This window comes from Paenibacillus sp. FSL M7-0802, from assembly GCF_038004945.1.
Taxonomy (GTDB): domain Bacteria; phylum Bacillota; class Bacilli; order Paenibacillales; family Paenibacillaceae; genus Paenibacillus; species Paenibacillus polymyxa_B.
In genome coordinates, this window is sequence record NZ_JBBOSD010000001.1 from 1,211,010 (window position 1) to 1,230,630 (window position 19,621).

At 46.8% G+C, this 19,621-nt stretch carries 15 protein-coding genes; 1 reads left to right on the forward strand and 14 read right to left on the reverse strand.

Annotation, left to right across the window (positions count from 1 at the left end; all coding sequences use genetic code 11):
- Positions 1-33: 33 nt before the first annotated feature.
- The 3 genes from tkt to MHB54_RS06095 all read right to left on the reverse strand — a co-directional run bounded on the left by tkt (position 34) and on the right by MHB54_RS06095 (position 4,545).
- Positions 34-2,079, reverse strand: coding sequence for a transketolase (gene tkt / locus MHB54_RS06085; RefSeq protein ID WP_340981465.1), 2,046 nt, complete (start codon positions 2,077-2,079; stop codon positions 34-36).
- A gap of 416 nt (positions 2,080-2,495) precedes the next feature.
- On the reverse strand, positions 2,496-3,395 hold the full coding sequence (purU, locus tag MHB54_RS06090) for a formyltetrahydrofolate deformylase (protein ID WP_023987631.1): 900 nt from the start codon (positions 3,393-3,395) through the stop codon (positions 2,496-2,498).
- A gap of 22 nt (positions 3,396-3,417) precedes the next feature.
- Entirely contained in the window at positions 3,418-4,545 is a 1,128-nt protein-coding gene (locus MHB54_RS06095) for a deoxyribonuclease IV (RefSeq protein ID WP_025722686.1), read from the reverse strand.
- Positions 4,546-4,842: 297 nt separating this feature from the next.
- Here MHB54_RS06095 and MHB54_RS06100 point away from each other — a divergent pair, with 297 nt between their 5' ends.
- Positions 4,843-5,757 (forward strand): TIGR01777 family oxidoreductase, encoded by a 915-nt coding sequence (locus tag MHB54_RS06100; RefSeq protein WP_340981466.1) that lies wholly within the window; start codon positions 4,843-4,845, stop codon positions 5,755-5,757.
- A gap of 201 nt (positions 5,758-5,958) precedes the next feature.
- Here the strand turns inward: MHB54_RS06100 and MHB54_RS06105 are convergent, their stop codons facing one another.
- The 11 genes from MHB54_RS06105 to MHB54_RS06155 all read right to left on the reverse strand — a co-directional run bounded on the left by MHB54_RS06105 (position 5,959) and on the right by MHB54_RS06155 (position 19,470).
- Complete coding sequence (locus tag MHB54_RS06105) at positions 5,959-7,761, reverse strand: DUF6382 domain-containing protein (RefSeq protein ID WP_068939890.1); 1,803 nt, start codon at positions 7,759-7,761, stop codon at positions 5,959-5,961.
- A 63-nt stretch (positions 7,762-7,824) separates the two neighbouring features.
- Entirely contained in the window at positions 7,825-8,337 is a 513-nt protein-coding gene (locus MHB54_RS06110) for an A24 family peptidase (protein WP_028543024.1), read from the reverse strand.
- A gap of 94 nt (positions 8,338-8,431) precedes the next feature.
- Entirely contained in the window at positions 8,432-9,427 is a 996-nt protein-coding gene (locus MHB54_RS06115) for a TadE/TadG family type IV pilus assembly protein (RefSeq protein WP_068939888.1), read from the reverse strand.
- On the reverse strand, positions 9,396-11,603 hold the full coding sequence (locus tag MHB54_RS06120) for a hypothetical protein (protein WP_340981468.1): 2,208 nt from the start codon (positions 11,601-11,603) through the stop codon (positions 9,396-9,398). Before MHB54_RS06120 ends, MHB54_RS06115 begins: the two co-directional genes overlap by 32 nt.
- 40 nt (positions 11,604-11,643) lie before the next feature.
- The gene (locus MHB54_RS06125) at positions 11,644-12,312 is read right to left on the reverse strand and encodes a TadE family protein (RefSeq protein ID WP_340981469.1); all 669 of its coding nucleotides are present in this window, start codon (positions 12,310-12,312) and stop codon (positions 11,644-11,646) included.
- On the reverse strand, positions 12,312-12,503 hold the full coding sequence (locus tag MHB54_RS06130) for a Flp1 family type IVb pilin (protein ID WP_013309278.1): 192 nt from the start codon (positions 12,501-12,503) through the stop codon (positions 12,312-12,314). The genes MHB54_RS06125 and MHB54_RS06130 overlap by 1 nt, the downstream gene beginning before the upstream one ends.
- A gap of 13 nt (positions 12,504-12,516) precedes the next feature.
- Positions 12,517-13,395: a type II secretion system F family protein gene (locus MHB54_RS06135; RefSeq protein WP_340981470.1), complete on the reverse strand. Its 879-nt coding sequence runs from the start codon at positions 13,393-13,395 to the stop codon at positions 12,517-12,519.
- 12 nt (positions 13,396-13,407) lie between these two features.
- A complete protein-coding gene (locus tag MHB54_RS06140; RefSeq protein WP_340981471.1) occupies positions 13,408-14,199 on the reverse strand; it encodes a type II secretion system F family protein in 792 nt (263 codons plus the stop codon).
- The gene (locus MHB54_RS06145; RefSeq protein ID WP_340981472.1) at positions 14,196-15,443 is read right to left on the reverse strand and encodes a CpaF family protein; all 1,248 of its coding nucleotides are present in this window, start codon (positions 15,441-15,443) and stop codon (positions 14,196-14,198) included. The genes MHB54_RS06140 and MHB54_RS06145 overlap by 4 nt, the downstream gene beginning before the upstream one ends.
- Positions 15,444-15,458: 15 nt before the next feature.
- Positions 15,459-16,625, reverse strand: coding sequence for a ParA family protein (locus MHB54_RS06150; RefSeq protein WP_340981473.1), 1,167 nt, complete (start codon positions 16,623-16,625; stop codon positions 15,459-15,461).
- A 517-nt stretch (positions 16,626-17,142) separates the two neighbouring features.
- A complete protein-coding gene (locus MHB54_RS06155; protein ID WP_340981474.1) occupies positions 17,143-19,470 on the reverse strand; it encodes a histidine kinase in 2,328 nt (775 codons plus the stop codon).
- Between the last annotated feature and the right edge of the window lie 151 nt (positions 19,471-19,621).

Here is a 19,621-nt window from a genome sequence, read left to right on the forward strand (position 1 = left end):
GGTTACGACTGTCTGTTTTAGATGCTCTGTGTTTTATTTCAACAAAGCTTTCACACGGCTAACAACATTCTCTACTGTAAAGCCGTATTCCTTAATCACGCGGTCGCCAGGTGCGGATGCGCCGAATGTGCTGATACCGAGAATGTCGCCTTGGTCGCCAACATATTTTTCCCAGCCCAGTGGATACGCCATTTCTACAGCCAAACGAGCTTTCACTTCTGGCAGCAGAACGGAATCTTTGTATGCTTTGTCTTGTTTTTCGAACAGATCCCAGCTTGGGAAGCTGATAACACGTACTTGAATACCTTGTTCTGCCAGTGCTTCCTGAGCTTTAACAGCCAATTGTACTTCGGAGCCTGTAGCCAGAATTTGAGCAACCGGTTTGCCGTCTGTTGCATCTGCAACCACATAAGCACCGCGTTTGATACCTTCGCGTGCATGCTCAGCACTAGCAGCCAGGATTGGCAGGTTTTGACGAGTCAATACCAGAGCAACCGGGTTTTTCTTGTTTTCCAGCGTGTAAGCCCAAGCAGCAGAAGTTTCATTACCGTCCGCCGGACGAATTACTGTCAGGTTCGGGATAATACGCAGGGAAGCCAATTGTTCGATCGGCTCATGAGTCGGACCATCTTCACCCACAGCAATACTGTCGTGAGTCAGAACGTAGGTTACAGGCAATCCCATCAGAGCTGCCAGACGAACGGCTGGACGCAGATAGTCTGTAAATACGAAGAATGTACCGCCGAATACTTTTACACCTTGGTGCAACGCCATACCGTTCATCGCAGCAGCCATACCAAATTCGCGGATACCGAAATAGATGTTACGGCCGGCGTAGTCTTCTGGCGTAAAGTTCGTCAGGTTGTTCAAATGTGTCATCGTGGAGCTCTCCAGATCGGCAGATCCGCCTGTCAGGAAAGGTACGTTTGGAGCCAATCCGTTCAGAGCATTACCAGATGCTACACGAGTCGAAACGGCTTTGTCTCCAGTCGTGTATTTCGGAAGATCACGATCCCATCCTTCTGGAAGATCGCCGTTTACAGCTGTTTCGAACTGCGCTGCCAAATCAGGGTGAGCAACTTTGTATTTCGCGAACTGTTCATTCCATGCTTTGTTCGCCGCGATACCGCGCTCTTTTACTTTAGCAAAATGCTCGCGAACCTCTTGTGGTACGTGGAAGTCCTCTTCGTATACCCATTTGTAGAAATCTTTAGTCAGCTTGGCTTCTTCTGATCCCAGCGGGGAACCATGAGTACCACCGTGTCCGCCTTTACCTTGTTTGTTCGGGCTTCCGTAGCCGATGACTGTTTTCACTTCAATCAACGTAGGGCGTGTCGAGTCGCCTTGCGCTTCTTCAATGGCTTTTTGGATGGCTGGAAGGTCGTTACCATCTTCTACGCGCAGTACTTGCCAGTTGTAAGCTTCAAAGCGTTTGGCAACACTTTCGGAAGAGGACAGGTTAAGCTTGCCGTCCAGTGTAATATCATTGGAATCAAACAATACAATCAGCTTACCCAGTTGTAAGCGACCAGCCAGCGAAGCAGCCTCGTGGGAAATACCTTCCATCAGATCGCCATCGCCGCAGATCGCATATGTGAAGTGATCTACAACTTTAAATTCGTCTTTATTATATGTTGCACCCAGTTGAGCTTCAGCCATTGCCATACCTACGGACATTGCGAGACCTTGTCCCAGAGGTCCAGTTGTAGCATCTACACCAGCAGTGTGCCCAAACTCAGGGTGTCCCGGTGTAAGGCTGCCCCATTGACGGAATTGTTTCAATTCTTCCATAGGAAGATCATAGCCGCTCAGGTGCAGAAGGCTGTATAGCAACATGGAACCGTGTCCTGCGGACAATACAAAACGGTCACGGTTAACCCATGTAGGTTGATCGGGATTATGATTCATCGTTTTAGCAAAAAGTTGGTATCCCATTGGCGCGGAGCCCATCGGCATCCCAGGATGTCCCGAGTTTGCTTTCTCGATGGCGTCAATTGCCAACGTACGAATAGTTGTGATGGACAAATTGTCGATCGTGGAGTTTTCATCCTTTTGAATCGCTTGGTTCTGGTCAGTCATGGTTTGCCTCCTCATATTGTATAAAGTATGTCAATTGCATTCGGTCATACTCTCCAACATCACCGTCCGATATAGAAACGATGTCTATTGAAGTGAGTGAATCTGCTTGAATGTTTCAATATGACTTATACATTCTTAAGTATTGTACCATCTGCCGTGAAAGTTTGCCAGATCGTTTATAAAGATGATTGTGGAAATGTAGTACCGAGTCCTCATATAAATATACCCGTAATGTATTAACCTCATTTAAAAAATTATAAAATCACAAAAAAATATTATGTACTGACTGTTTATTAAGGCGAGTAACTCACATGAGGATTTTGCAAAATCCTTACATAAAAAAACAAAGCCCGTTATACAGCGGGCTTTGTTCAACAAAAAATATATACTCACAAATTTTTTCTAAAATTTTAAGATTAGTTAAAAACGACCGTTTTGTTCTCATGAACCAGAATACGATCCTCTGCATGCCACTTCACGGCTCTTGCCAAAACGACCCGCTCTATGGTGCGACCGATCCGTTTTAGCTCATTTACATCATCTCCGTGGCTTACACGCTGCACGTCCTGCTCAATGATCGGTCCGCCGTCCAATTCTTCAGTTACATAATGCGCAGTAGCACCAATAATTTTCACACCGCGATTATAGGCTTGGGCATATGGCTTCCCACCCACGAATGCCGGCAGAAAGGAATGATGGATATTGATAATCCGGTTGCGATAATGCTCAATAAACTTGGGAGAAATAATCTGCATGTAACGGGCCAAAATGATAACGTCAATGTCTTCGCCAATGACCTCTAGTTGGCGGCGCTCCGCCTCCGGTTTGGTATCGGCTGTTACCGGAATATGGTGATACGGGATGCCAAATGATTCCACATACTCCTTCATATCCGGATGATTACTAACCACCAATGAAATATCCGCGTCCAGATCCCCTGCCTGCCATTGCCACAGCAGTTCTACCAAACAGTGATCTTCTTTGGAAACGAAAATAGCCAGTTTTTTCTTGCGGCTAACCGCAGAAATCGTCCACTCCATACGGAATTGCTCAGCAACAGCGGCAAAATCCTGCTCCAACTGTGGCTGGGTTGCACTCAAATTCGGCAGATCAAATTCAATCCGCATAAAAAACATACCGCCGGACGGGTCCATTGTATATTGATCAGATTGAACGATATTGGCCCCATGCTCGTACAAAAAACGGGACACGGCCGCTACAATACCTGGTCCGTCTGGACAAGATACAAGCATACGCGCGCGGTTTTCATGGGCAGACAGAGTGCTATTTGGCTGATGTTTTACGTGAATTTCCATGTGGCTATTAATCCCCCTTAGCTTATACCGTCACTGGCAAATGACTGCCGGCAAACCAGGCAATCAACCGTTGATTAATGTGTTCTTCGCTCAAATCTGGAAATAGTGCTGCTTCCGTTATCATGTCATACAGACGTTCCAACGGCTCACGTGGATCGGCTTTTCTTGCTTTGGCATCATTTTTTAGCAGAGCCCAGGTGTCCAGCACAAATTTACGGACATCCACATCCTGTTTTTTGAAAAACGAATGCAATTGTTCTACCTGACCCAAAAACTCATCCCCAAAGCGTTCCTTTACATTTCCGCGAAGCAGGGCAATTTCAACCTCATACATCGGACGCTGAGTTTTGGCTTCCTTGCCAATCCATGGCGTCTCCAAAATAAACGGACGTCCTTGAAGTGCTTCATGATGCACCACATTATGAATAGTCTGATAGCCAATCCAGCCTGATCCGATCGGAGTATGTCGGTCTTTATGAGCGCCAACCGGATTCTTACTATCATTGATGTGAACAACTGCGATGCGGTTCAAGCCGACAATACGGTCGAATTGCTCCAATACACCGTCCAGATCATTTACGATATCATAACCCGCATCGTGAATGTGACAGGTGTCCATACAAACCGTAAGACGCTCGTTATGCTCTACTTTATCTATAATGGAGGCAATCTCCTCAAAGCTACGACCCATTTCCGTTCCTTTGCCTGCCATCGTTTCAAGCGCAATGTTAACATCTGTCTCCTTCACGCCGTTTAGTACCTCGTTCAAACCATCAGCAATACGCCCGATTCCGTATTCTGCATCCTTATCGGTAAAAGCGCCTGGATGCAGCACGATATTTTTCACACCAATCGCGTGTGTGCGTCGAATTTCCTCCTGAAGAAAGCTGACTGCAAGCTCATAGGTATTTTCTTTGTAAGAGCCAAGGTTGATGATATACGGGGCATGCACCACGATATCTTCCATTCCCTTCTCAGCCATTAACTGCTTGCCTTCCTCCAAATACATGGACTCCATCGGCTTACGACGCGTGTTTTGCGGTGCTCCCGTGTATATCATAAAGGAGCTGGACCCGTAAGAAGACGCTTCTTTTGTAGCGCTGAGCAGACCTTTGTCCGAGAAGGACACATGAGAACCAATTTTCAGCATGATCCTGATTCATCCCCTTATCCTGTTATGCTTGTCTTATTTTAATTTAATCATTTTAACGTGATTATTGAAATCAAACAACATAGCTTTTATGGCAGCTTTCTTAAATGACTCTATTAAGGGAACACGTAGATAAAGTACACATCAGAATTTATGTTAGTCAAACGAGGGTAAATAAAATCATGGATTGACATCCTTAACCGTATAAAGGTACATTCATATGAAGTTTTTTTCTCAAAAAGGGTTATATTCTATAACAGATGTATTTTTTTGTGAATCGGAAGGAGAGCTGGCTCCATGAACATCATCGTATGTGGAGGAACTGGATTGGTGGGGAGTGCACTGGTCAAAAGCCTGCTAGACGACGGATACACCGTGAAAGTCGTTACCCGCAAGCCACTGGTAGGACACGAAGCGAGCCCCCGCTTGCAATATATGAGTTGGAACGAATTAAAACAAAAGCCTGAAGTACTGGAAGGCACAGATGCGGTCGTTAATTTAGCAGGCGAAACGCTGAATCAGCGCTGGACGGATAAGTCCAAACAAAGAATTCTTCAATCACGACTGCTATCTGTTGCCCGGTTGGCTCAAGCATTGAATGCTCTACAAAAAAAACCGAAAGTAATCATTCAGGCTTCGGCTGTTGCCGCCTATGGTACATCCCTGACCGAAACATTCGATGAAACGAGCCCGCGTCGTTCGGAAGATTTTTTGTCTCAGGTGGTTGAGCAATGGGAGGAAGCCGCCAATGCCTACCCTTCTGATGCCCGTTTAATTAAGTTACGCATTAGCCTTGTGCTGGACAGAAAAAAAGGGGCATTCCCACTCATGAAGATACCTTATAGCTTCGGATTCGGCGGCAAAATAGGCAGCGGTCATCAATGGATGAGCTGGATTCATATTGAGGATATCGTTCGTCTGATCACGTACTGCATCCATACGACGGAAATCGTCGGGGCAGTGAACGCATCTTCACCATACCCAGTGACGAACGACCAGTTTGGGAAAACCGTGGCTCAGGCATACCACCGTCCGCATTGGTTTCCCGTTCCAGGCATTCTCGTTCAAAAACTGCTCGGTGAGATGAGCACCCTTGTCTTGGATGGCCAAAAAGTACTCCCGCACAAAGCGCTGGAGCACGGATTTAAGTTTAACTATCCTTCACTTAAGGACGCTCTAAAGGAACTCCATTCTTCCCAAAAACAGCATTGAATTCAAAAAGAGGAACTCCAGGCTGGTAGGTAGTGTCACTACCAGCTTAGGGTTCATTTTTTAAGTCAGACACAATCTATCGAGCAGACTGCAAGTTTTTAAGATGCCTCATTTTATTCCTATGAATAGTCCAATATTCATAAAGGAAGAAGCCCTGAATATAACAGGCCTCTTCTTGACATCTATCCATATAACCTTCATTTATGATGCATTGGAGGATTTAAAAGAGTCCAACCGATAAGTATAAGAGACTCCAGCAATTTTAAAAGTGTCTCCCTCATTCAGGATGTACTCCTTATAAGGCACCATAGGCTCTCCATTCAGAGCAGTTCCGTTCGTCGAGGATAAATCCTTAACAATGTGGCTATGTTCTCCTGTAACTATGCAAAGCTCAATATGAGAACGGGAAGCTCCATCCGTATGCTCCACAAACTGGACCAATTGCGGATCTCTCCCGATGATAAAGCTGCCTGCAACGAATTGGTCTGGCTGCAACCGGATGCGCTCGGTCCCTCCACTACCTGGTGGCTTGCGATCCAGGCAAGCAATCGGTGATTGCTGAACAGGTGAAATCTGTATCTCTTGATCTGGACGAAGCAGCATCGTTTCCTGCTTAGATGCAGCATTTAGCAGCTCCGTTACCCCGGAGAGAGACTTATAATAAGCCTCACTGGTATCACTGGCTTCCAATTCATTTCCCCGTCCCGCACCTTTCCACGATGGCTCGTGTAGGTCATAGTTTGCTGAAGTGTTCTCCCTATCTTCCGTAACTCGGTTTCCCGCGCTTTTAGATTCTGAGTTTGGAAAAGTCCATCTCCAGCTCTCCTGCCCTTGATCACTCGAATCGGAAGATTGCTTGTCTTGATGATGACGTCCCGCTACAAATCCGGTCAGCTTATCTACCTGATAACGATCATTTTTCCGCTGTGCTGAGGAAGAAGTAGTTCCTAACCATTCCGAATCCAATACAGGTACTGAATCGCTGTACATATGAGATGAAGCTCGATTGCGCTCCCATTTCCCCGTCCAGCTTATATAAGCAACAGCGGCAAGTACCAAGGTCAGCACCACGGAAATGATCAACGGTACCGTCTCTGGATGATCCAGATAAATATAACGCCACACGATGGCCGAAGCGAGCAGACATCCGAGAGTAATGTAGGTTTTATATTTTTGCAATCCAGGCTCCACATCTTCTACTTCGTTTTCTGTTACAAGCTCAGAATTCTCCTCTGGTTTCACGGACGGTTTGAGCCGATTGATCCGTTTAAGCTCCTGAATCTCCTGCAGAGTCTCCCGATGCTCTTGCCCGTATGTTCCGCCACGATCAGTATAGTTCCCCTGTGAGGTATGAGCAGATATGATAGGGTCGGCTGATGAAAAAGCTCGCCCTTCCATACTTTCTCCCTTCACGCTAGCACTCTCTGTACCAGCCTTCATTCCTTGCAATAGCAGTTCCTTTAGCAATCCCAATTCAAATTCATTTCTATCACACAGATCGAGTATGCGTTGTATATATTCTCCCTGAAGGTGGGCCACACGAGTCATTAAACGAATAACCATCTGCTTAAATTGACTGCCTGTTTGCCCTGCATACTGTACACTGCGTAAAGGAACATAGGTTAAACTGGCGGTTTCCCTTGTACCTGAACCACTTAGAAAAATATAATCCTCGTGCAAAATAAACTGGCGGATATCTAACATATATTGCGGGCTGCGATGGAGGGCATCTGCCACTTCAAAAAGAATCCGGTAGAAATCAGAAGTCGACACGCTCCCACCTTTCCATAACTGGGAAAGCATGCGTTGCCCCGAAATATCGTAATGTAACTCTATCTGAAAATCGACTTCCTTTATTCTAAGTTCCAGCAAACCGGGAATCCGATTACCAGTCATCATTCCGGTCTGTACGGAATTTAAATCATCGGTCTTGAGCCCGTCTTCCTTGTTCAGAATCATAAATGTCCCGCCGTTCCGGGCAAAATCCCTGCTTAAACCAAACAATTCATGACCTCCTTAACAATTTCCTATCTCCATGAGGTAGCATGATCTCCCCCAGCGGACATGTCATGGCAAGAAGTAAAGATAAGCACTGATCGCTCCCGGAATGACTGCGGTCATAAAAGGAAACCTGAGGTGCGCTTCATTTCCACCGGTCAGCGCTTTGCCGCTGCGAAATAGAAAAAATCCTCCTAAATTAAAAGCCACGCGCCGCAGTCTCATGATGGTTTCCCTCTTCCATAGCAAAATTCCTATGCCAATAATACCTGCAAAAAAAATCGAATATAAAGCTGACTGCCATGCAAAAGCGGCACCTGTCCATGCTCCAATCAAGCCGAACAGCTTTACATCTCCTGCACCAACAGCTCCCATCCAGTACAAAATCAGCATGAACCCAAATCCGGTACCCAGTCCAGCAACAGCAAATAAAAAACCGTGCCACCCTCCAAACAGAGTATTGAACACCAAGCCTACCACTATGCCGGGCAATGTAAGCTTATTAGGGATTTTCATGCTACGTAAATCCGTAACTAACGCAATCGCGAGCAGAACTCCGCATACAATATACATCCACGTCAATGCGATCTTCCCCCTTTATAAAATAGAACTAGCAGACTACCAAATCACTTTCCATCGTAGGTATTCCTGTCCGTCTATGTCGAGTCGATCCTATCTATCCATCAGCTGGCTTTTCCACGGTAAACGGAACTTCTATACGTTGACCGTCCTCCGTTTCAATCACAAAGCTCCATTGACCAGGTGTTGTGTTCGTTCCCACAAACCAGTTCCATTCAATAATCCCGTCCGCATTGGCAGAGGTCCAGCCCAAGTGCTGGGCCGTGCTTTGACCCGACTTATAAAGTACAGAAAGATTAGCAGTCGTCTCAGGCTCAACCTTGGCCTTGATCAAATTGTACACACCCTTCACAGCAGGTTCAGGCTTGACGAGCAACTGTATGGAATGCTGCGCATCCTTATCCGCTGTTGCCTCTCCTGTACCTGTCCCCTCCCCTGTGTTCCCAATCCAGAGACGTTCCTCTGCCGCTGCCTGAAGCACAATGCTGCGATACAGAAAGGGAACCTTCATCGGCAGTTCATACGATAGCTCTACTCTAAAATAAGGGTCCTTAGTTCCTGTAAGAGCAGGTACATGTACGCTCGTTATATGAATACGGTCATACTCCAGAATGCTTTCCTCCATAAAAGGCTTTAGCATCGGCTTCAGAACAGGATCGAGTGCAGCTTCCGTAAATCGCCCCCGCAGTTCCTCCATCGGCTTTTGACCGCCCTGAACAGCGCTTTCTACCCAATCACCAATTGGAGGTGGCAACTGGGCAGCGAATTGGCTTGCATATTCACTCATAGATAACTTGGGCAATTCATCCAGCGGTTCACGGACTGCATCTATTTTCGCGGACGCCGCCTCCACGGCTAGAGAAACTGGGTAGATTTTAGTCGAAATCTGCTTAACCGCTTCTGAAGCGGTGTTCTGCAAGGCTGTGGATACCAGCGTCATCTGAACCATATAAATGAGAAAAATAATAAAAAACAGAAACATTGGCAACACCAGTGACGCTTCTAAAACAATACTTCCTTGTTCACATTGCTTCTGCCCACAAACTTTCCGTAAACACCGATTAATAGGAAAAATGCGCTGTTTTTGTGACATAGTACACACTTCCCTTAATACTCTCGCCTTCTTTTGAGGCGGTCCCGAGCATCTTCATTACCCCAGGTAGAAACCACAGCCTCATCCCATTCTTGACCTCACCCGTTGCATACGTTTGCCGCTCAGCAGGATTGACATCTGTATTCAGGCGGATCAGAGCAAGCATACGGGACATTTTTCGTTCATTATTGCTATGGAGCATCAGGAACAATCGCAAATGATCCTTGTATGTCATTCGAATTTTCAGAAAATCAGACAATGGCACGTCTCCCTTTTGTGCCAGCATAATCATATCTTCTATCGCTTTTTCTACTCCATATAACAAAGCTGCCGCCAAAACGACCAGCGGATTACCTTTTGAGCTGTTTTTAACCAATCCCTCCATTGTTCGAATGGCAAGTCTCATAGCAAAAATTTCTCCATAGGCGGATGCCAGATTACCCGTCGGATTATGGAAGCCATACAGGATATACTCAACTTCCTGATTATTCACCTCCAGCTGATCTCCCAAAATCTGTGAAGCATTTCCCACATTTCCACCCGATCCGGCCAAGCTGCCAAAACGGCTAAAATCCACATGATGGAAGTAAGAAAGTGCGTATTCATTCTGGTAAAACTCGTCTCCCAGTTGAGTCAGTAAATTGGATGCCGACCCGTATAGACCATCCATACTATCCATGGAAGCTCCCGCAGCATCATAGGTGTCATAGGGCAAATCAGCGGATACAGATGAACTGGATGTAGACTGGTTAAACGAAATACTTTCATTGTAATACCGCTCCAGATTTTGGAATTGTTCTTTACCTTTGGAAAGAACCTCAATGATCCGATAGGCTTGTTTAAGCTTGTTTTTCGCCTCTTTTTCCATTTTCTTGCGTTCTTTGTCCGGTCCACGTCGCGTATCCATCATTTTGGCTTCACCGTCGAGTACATTGGCAGGTCCCACCCAAGCATACGCATTCAAGTATTTATCTATCTCTTTGAGCGTTGATGCGACTTCTTGCTTGAGCATGTCTGCATTCAAAAATGGATCTGTATAAAAAGATAAGGTACGCATCATGCTCGTTATTCTATTGTTAGCAGTATTTATAGAAGTCCGTTGCTTTTCGATTTCTGCTTCCCATTGCTCAAATTCCTTGTCTGGAATCAACAAATCCTCTGCTTTTTGCCGTGCGCTTCCTACCGACGGATCTGCGTTGGAGCCTGCTCCGCTTGGAGTAGGGGCTGCTGAAACCTCATCGTAGCCTGCATTGGCCGCCCTCTGCTTATATTGGGCAATGACTTTGCGCATCTCTTCATTAATCTGTCGAGCCTCATTTAATGGTTCCTTGGCTTCCAGAAGCAGCTTGTCATGTTCTTCTCCAGCCTGAACCATGATCTGACGCAGGCGATCAAGCGATGCCCTCGCTCTACGTGCATATTTTTCCATCTGCATGATTTTAACATCGTCCACACTCTTCTTATTGTCTTCATATACATGTACGTAATGCTTATATTGAGCGGCAATATCGGCTACAACCTCAAGCGGGTCCCATATATACTGATTGGGCATATAGGTGCCCCTCTGTTTAATAATCCGCTTGCGAACCTCTTCCATATAAGCTCCTGCCTTACGCTGCTTCTCCAGCATGTCATCCAGTTTGGCCTCTCGTCTGTCGTACAGCTTTTGCAGCCTTTTCAGCAAATCTACCGTATGAGAAGCCTCTTTCATATTTTGAGAGAGCGGCTTTAGCTTTTCGAGCACTTCAAACGTAAAATCGACAGGTGCTTTATACTTCATCTCTTCACGGATCTGCTCGTTAAATATGGCATATTTACCAAGCTCCCTTTCCATTTGCAGGGAACTAGAATCCAGCTTCATATTCATAAGCGGTAGCGTTTCTGTGCGTGCCGTACGCCGCGCGCTGTCATTCAGCACTTTCACCATAATTTGTTCTCCGCCGCCTTCGCCATAAGCAAACAAACCGTACTCCTGTTGTAATGTCGGATCATAAGCAGACATCACTGAACGAACCGCCGCATGGGTCAGACGTTCGGTCTGCACATGCAATGCAGCAATTCTCGCGTAATCAATAAATACAGCAATAAAACCGAACATGACCGCCAAAATCAGAATTAAAAAGACCATGACAGCACCTGATTCCCCGTCCTTTGTATTGTGTCCCTTACCAAACACCCGCTTCCTCCTTTCCAGTTACATTCCCGTTACTTACTTCTCAATGACCGTTTTGACCATATTGCATCAGTACTTTCCCTACAACTGCCGAATCTACCTTTTCACCTGATCCTCTGCCCATAAACTTCGCACCATAATAACGGACCAACTCCACCGTACGAATCCATTCCACAGGTTCGACCACGCCAGAGCTCATTTTCCCTTGCAAATCCGTCTGATCTAAAAACTGATTCAACAAAGGTACCTTCACTATCTTATTTAACTTTGTGGTCACCTTACGGTGAATCATACTGTTCTCATATGTCATCTGCCCCTGCATGCCCGCAGGCATTCTATTTTCTGCATTGGACAGCTTCTGAGCAGGTAACGAGCCTCCCCCATTGCCGCCCGGAACCTGTACACTTTCCTGATTGTTGGCTCCGGTCCAGCCAAACAGGGCTCCCAGCATACCATCATCCTTCAGGCGCCAATAGAGAGAATCCCGTTGCCCTTGTGTAAATGCTCCCGTACGTGGGTCCTTGAAGCTGTTATCCCAACTGTAAGCGGCCCTTTCCGAAGCAGTAGCAGCGACCTGCACCAATATAGATTTTTGATATATGTACAGGCAAAAAAATAACATCACAAAAATGACCAGCAGTAGAATGGGAAAGACGAGGGAAGCTTCCAAGGAGAAGCTCCCGTCCTCTTTTTGTGCCAATTTGCGCAGCATTATGAATCCATAAAATCGTTACTTTTTTTATCCGCCTTTTTCAAAAGCCCTTCTACAATTTTCTTGATCTGATCCTTGAAAATAATTGCCACCGCAATCAGAATGGCAATGATCAGGATCATTTCTAACGTACCCAGACCATCCTCATCCTTGTACAACTTACGAATACTGCCTGTTACTAATGTCATCATCGTTGTATTCCTCCTACATATTCATCATCATTAAAGCCGGAGCGCCCACCAGCACAATTACCGTTAGCAAAATCAGCGCCATCGGGAATACTAGCTTAGATGAAGCCTGCTCCCCTCTTGTGCGGCTAATTGAAGTCCGCTTGCCCCATAATGTCTGGGATAACTCACGTAAAGCCATCACAAAATCGCTCCCGCCGCGCCTCATATTCAACAAAACTGTCGTCGTAAATACTGTCATTTCCTGAATACCACAACGTTTGCTCAGGTGCTCAAATGCCTGTTGAAAGGAAAAGCCACTTTCCCATTCCGCCACCGTCTGCCTCAGTTCTCGATACAACGGATGTTCCGTATCTGCCCCTTTACGTTCCACGCAATGGAGCAATGCCCGTTGTACCGTCTCACCTGCACCTACTAAAAGCATCATTTTACTCAACAGTTCAGGCAATTCCAATAAAATTTGCTGATCCCGCTTCTGTACTTTCCCATGCAAATCCTTGATCAGCGCGATGGGTACCAGAATGCCAAGTCCCAATCCGAGCACCAGCCCGGTCGCATCCCCACCCATCAAGAGCGATATTATAACTCCACCAGCAGCCATCATATATCCGTAACCCAACATTTCTGCCAGAAAAAGCATCGTTTTTTCTCCGCTGTTGCGCATACCATACAGCTTCTGCACCGAACGCTGGAGCTTGAACATCAGCAAAGGCAGCCTGTGAGTAGCACGTGAAGCATGAATCATGTGTACAAATGGGACTGAAAGTCTTTGCAGCCGCAGTCCCTCCAGCTTCATATGGCGAAAATGCGCATACTTAGCACCATGCATCTGGTTCAGCACCACCCAGCCTCCCACTTGCAGAACCAGCATGACCAGACAAACCAACATCACCATACCCATCTCTCCTTACACTTCAATCTTCATAATGTGGTTGATCCACACAAGACACCCACCAAGCACCAATAAACAAAAGGTTGATAAAATCATACCTGTACCGCTGTATAAGGGCATCATGTAATCACTCGCTGTCATCGTCATAAACAATACAAACAAAAAAGGCGCTGCAAACATAACCCTCGATTCAAAACGTTTCTGCGCAATCATTACTCCGATCTCCTGCTGAATTTCCAACTTCTCACCAATGACACTTGAAGCTCGTCGTACGACTTCCACCAGATCACCTCCGGTTCGCTTGCAAGCCGCAAATACGTCCGCAAAATTCGTAATATCCTCCATCTGCGCCCGACGGGCCAAATCCTGCAAAGCAGCCTCTACAGGCTGTCCGATTTCGAGACAGGCGGTAATAATGTTAAATTCAAAAATCAGGTCGTGATCTCCATCCGGACTAAGCAACCTCAAATCCTCTACAGCCTCACGAAAACCATTCTCCACCGACCTTCCCGCTGAAAGAGAAGACGAGAGTGAATATAAAGCCTGCTTGAATTGGATGCTTAGAGCAGACCTGCGTCGATGCAGCAAAAATTGCCTAAAATAACGAGGCGTCACCCCAGCCCCGGCAGCGCACAGCAACGATAATATCCATTGGTGATAAAATAGATAGCCGATCATCGCAAACAGCACGCCACTAAACAATATGCACAGACTTTTTTGTACTGTCGATAATGTATACACCGTATAATCTGGCAGAGAAGGGACCTCATGTGATACTTGTTTGGCAGTCGTTTTTCCTGGCTTCACGCTGATACTCCTCCCCTGTGCCAGTTTTGCGGATTGATCCCGGCCATTTGCAGCTTCAAAGTATGTTGCAGACCTTCGCCACAACGTTCCAGACCTCCTACGATTCGCCCCTTACTTTCTCCTCGTTCCTGAAAACGATAAAGGGGATTAAGCGTCACCTCACCATTTTCAAAACCAATCACTTCGCTAATTTCCAGTACTCGTCTGGATTTGTCGCGCATCCGTGACAGATGAACGAATATATCAATGGCCGAGCTGATCTGCTGCCGTACTACTCCAAGCGGAAGCTCTGCCCCTCCGAGCACCATCGTTTCCAGCCGGCTGACCATATCGCGGATATTATTCGCATGCCCAGTTGACAACGATCCATCGTGTCCTGTATTCATCGCTTGCAGCATATCCAATGCCTCACTTCCCCGGACCTCACCCACCACAATGCGGTTGGGCCGCATACGCAGGGAGGAACGAATCAGATCACGAATTGTGATTTCTCCCTTCCCCTCGGTGTTCGCATTCCGTGTTTCCATGGAAACTAGATTAGGGACCGTCACAATTTGCAGCTCTGCTGAGTCTTCAATGGTAATAATCCGTTCAGACGACGGGATAAACTGGGATAATGCATTCAGAAAAGTTGTTTTACCAGATCCCGTTCCTCCGCTTATAAAAATGTTGTACTTGCTACGTACCAAGTCCTTGAGCATAGCAGCGGTTTCTGCATCAAGCGCACCCATTTGTATCAAGTCATCCATCGTCATAGGACGCTCGGGAAACTTCCGTATTGTCATCGTCGGACCCTTGAGAGCAACTGGAGGCAACACAATATTTACGCGTGACCCATCCTTTAACCGGGCATCCACAATGGGGGAAGCCTCATTCACAATTCGGTTCACCCCGGCTACAATCGTCTGGATTAAATCCTCCAGCCGCTCGCGGGACTCAAATTGATCAGGTACCTGCATCACTTCACCAGCCCGTTCCACAAAAATTTCCCGGTGACTGTTAATCATAATTTCCGTAACGGTCGGGTCATCAATCAATGGCTGGAGTACATCCAGCCCACGGAAAGAGTTAAAAATCTTGCGGACGAGTGCATGCTTCTCACGGGAAGTTAAGCCCACCAGCTCTACATCGTGTAAAATTCGATTTTCAATATGCCGTACCAGATCTGCATCCTTTACCGAAGACGTTACGTCCAGCCCGTTTCGGATATCTGCTCGCAATGCCTTAAACCGTTCCTCATTCATGTTCATCAGCCCCTTTTAAGACCAAACGGCGGGCGGATGTGTTACACTGTCCACATTCAGCAGCTCGTGGCACAGATGACGAATTTCCCGCTGATAAATCGGTGAACTAAGCAGTAGCTCATGGTGCTGCATCTGCTTCCATGAAGGTATATAGGGTAACGCTCCGTTTAGCTCCATGAAGTCACGAGGTAATGAGTTGATCATAGTTCCCATATAGCGGTTCACCACAAAGCTGGTTTTGCATATCATGTCTTCAAGCCCTTCAGGCTGCGTGGTTTCTAAAACATCCAGCCATAATCCGCACTTGTGCATGCTCATTAAATCGTCTGCCAGCAGCCAAATCAGCTTATGACTAGCTTCAAGCACGGCTTGAGCCCGATCACCTTTTTCAGAATCGCCATCTACGATCACTACATCATACTGCCCACTTTCGGCAACCGTTCGAATCAGCTCTTTCGCTTCATCACAAGTCATGTCCGTCAGCTCCTTGCGATTATAGACAGGCTGAAAAGTATCCGCCTGAATTTCAGGGCGGCGAACACAATAGGCTGCCACGGATAATGGAATGCCCTCATTCCCCTCCGCCTTGAGATCATAGAGCAACCTGGACAGCCCTTCTCCTTCTGCTCCGCTAGCACTGCCTGAACCAGTGAACAATGAGCTTGAATCCACTGTCTCCAGATTCAGATAGAATACCGAATATCCCTCATTCCCCAGCTGTTTGGACATATTGAGTGCGGCCGTTGTCTTGCCTAGTCCACCGGAAGCTGCTACGATGCCGATAATCATTCCACCTTCCCGACTGTTTACACTTTTCCGACCGTTCGACCTCTGTCTAGCCGTTTCCAAAATAAAACCGACCAGCTCAGATAAAGGCTGATACTTTAATAAAGGCTGTCCATATTCGCTCACTTGTTCTCCCTCATGCAATACCAAACAAGGAATATCAGCAGCTTCCCTGTCTGTCCATAGATTCAAAAAAGCCGCTTCACCTACCACCACATCCGGTCTTTTCATTCCACTGGTTTCCATCATGTATTGATGAAATGCCTCCGGTTGCGAAAAAGCCGTGATTCTCAGCCTTCTGGCGTACTCGCTTCCGTGAACATAATTCAGCAGCGGCTCAATATAATCCCGGCTTTCTACGGCCAATACCACTTTCACTGGAACTATAACGCTCATCCCTTTCCCTAACACAACAACGCAAAAAAGCACCGTTCATCCATCCGTAAGTACATACGGTTGGTGAACGGTGCTTCCGTCACGTGCAATCTATTTACTGGTAGAATAGCATAGCGCTTATATTAGAGCAAGTATTTTTTGTGCAAGTATCTTCCAAAATCCTCGTACTAGGAGAAGGCGGGCAGTCTAGCCCCGCCTCCTAGCATCTTCATCTTAGTAGAATTTGTGGTGACGACGATGACAGTCATGATGGCGATGATGGCGGTGATGGCGACGTTTCCGGCAATGACATTTCTTATCAAAATCTTCATGTTTCCGGTGATCATGTTTAAATTTAGGTTTAAACTTAATGACAGTCACCTTAATGATCTTCTTAAAGATACGTTTTTTTGGCTTACGCAAATGACAATGTTTAAACATTTTTAATTCGCCTCCATTTCTTTGAGATAGAATATACTATGGAAGCAGCGAACCATCGGTAACCATCATATGACTATTTATGAATTTACTGGGCGAATTAACGATCTACCTCCAGCTTAATATCCGGATCATAATCCGCCACAATTAGAACATCCATATGACGTGCTTGACGGAGAATCCTCGGCACAACCGCAGCCTTCCCCCAACGGCTACTTCGGGAAGACTGCCCCACGATGAGCTGCGTACCTGAATATCCTTCCACTGGAGCAATCAAAATGTCGGCAATCTCGCGTCGGCTGGAAACAAGCCGTACCTCAAAGGTTCCCCCCAGTCGGTGGGTCAGCAACTTTAGTTGTTCCAGACGAGGGTTCAGTCTCTCGGGCATACGCTCACCGACATGAACATAAGTCACAATCCACACAGCCTTCAGACGAAAGGCGATACGAAAACCGCGGCGAATCAGCCTTTCAGCATTTTCGCTTAGCGTCACGCCTACGAAGATCACTTCCTCCCTGCGCCACGGTCCCCGAAGTGATTCGTGTCGATCCCAGGATTCCAGCCGCTCATCTACGTCATCTGCCAATTCCCGCAAAGCAAGTTCACGCAACGCAATCAGATTGCCCAGTTTAAAAAAATGGCTAAGTGCCTGTTCCACCTTCGCAGGATCGTATATTTTGCCCTCACGCATACGCTGCTGCAAAGATTTAGGAGCCACATCAACAAGCTGTACTTCATCGGCCAGACGTATCATATGGTCGGGAACAGTTTCTCTCACTCGTATGCCAGTAATCTGTTCTACCGCATCATTCAAGCTCTCCAGATGCTGTACATTCATTGTGGATATCACAGAAATACCTTGTTCCAAAATGGTAAGCACATCCTCATAGCGCTTAGATCTCATACTTCCGGGAACGTTGGTATGTGCCAGCTCATCAATAAGCACCACCTCGGGATTACGCCTGAGAATGGATTCCGTGTCCATTTCTTCCAAGTGTGCGCCATGGCGCTCGATGGACTGACGGGGTATCATCTTCAGAGATCCTACCTGGGCCAGTGTTTCTGCTCTTCCGTGCGTTTCCAGCAATCCGATAACTACATCGATCCCACTCTCCAGCAGATCATTCCCCTCTCTCAGCATCGTGTATGTTTTGCCGACCCCCGGAGCAGCGCCAATGTATACCTTGAGCTTGCCCCGCAGGATTTTGGCTGCCTCAGCCTGTGCTTCCTCAACGCTCAAACGATGATACGGATCGTTATCTCCCTCCTCCTGTCTCATTGTTGGCAAAATCCGCTCACCCTCCTGCTCGGCCCGGTCCGCAATCAGCAGCAAATCCATATTTTTCATTCGTTTTAAAATCCCGTTCACAAGCGATCCTTTCATCAGCTCCTGCCACGGCGTCTGCCGAGAATGCCCCATAACAATTCGGGTAACATTGTGCGTCACCGCATAATGAATCAGTTGACGAGGCAACCTTCTGCGGGAAAAAAGCGGGATTTCTTCAAATGTTGATCCGATCTTGTCAGCCAATTTCTCAATTGAACGCTTGAAGGCAGCTGATTCCTTGGACAGCTTGCGCTTCGAGCTGACAAAGGAGACTACTAGCATATCTCCACCCAACCGCTTGGCGACCTGTTCCCCCCTACGTACATAAATGGACCCATTCCAATGATATTGGACAGGTACCAAAATACGCTCTGCGGCTCCAGACGCCCCGTGCAAGCCTAACTCTTCCCGGTGCCGTTCCAGCGAATCGTTCACATCCTCTGCTACCAATCGCAGGGCTAGCTCACGCAATTTACCCAGATTTCCCCGGTGAAACATCTCAGGATTGGGCGTATGCATATAGCCTTTCGCCAGCCGTTCCAAAATCATCTCCGGGGTGGCATCAATCAGACGAATTTCATCCGCCAGCTCCAGTGTATCAACCGGAACCGTATATTCCGCTTCAAAGCCTGTCAGCTGATATACCCACTCCGTAATTCCTTCGAGTTCATAAACATTGACCGTCGTAATGACGCTAATTCCCTGCTCCAGCAAATACCGAATATCCTCCAGCCGTGTTGGAAATAGGGCGTCTTTCCGGTTATGATGTGCCAAATGATCCACCAGTACCACCTCGGGATTTCGTGCCACCAAAGCTTCCACATTCAGATCCTTTTGCTCCTCACCATCTTTTATCCAATGAATACTAGGCACTCGCTCCAGCGTGCCGACCTGTTCCACGGTCACAGGCCGCTGCATGGTTGAGACCGCACAAATCACAACATCAATACCTTCATGCTGCAGCGATTGTCCCTCCTGCAGCATATGATACGTCTTGCCCGAGCCACTGACCGCACCCATGTATATTTTGAGTCTGCCTCGATGCAGTTTGTTAATCGAATCCAGTATTTCCTCTGGTGATTTACGTTTGAAGCTCTCCACTTTCGTTCCTCCCCACAGCGTGCCGCTTGTTTGTTCCGTCCATTCTTATATGGTTGTAATGAATGTACTCCCGTGTCCCAATCAATTCAAGATGATCAATCAAGCTTGCCCCAAAAAAAGCCGCACAGGGCAGTATAAGCGCAAAAAAACG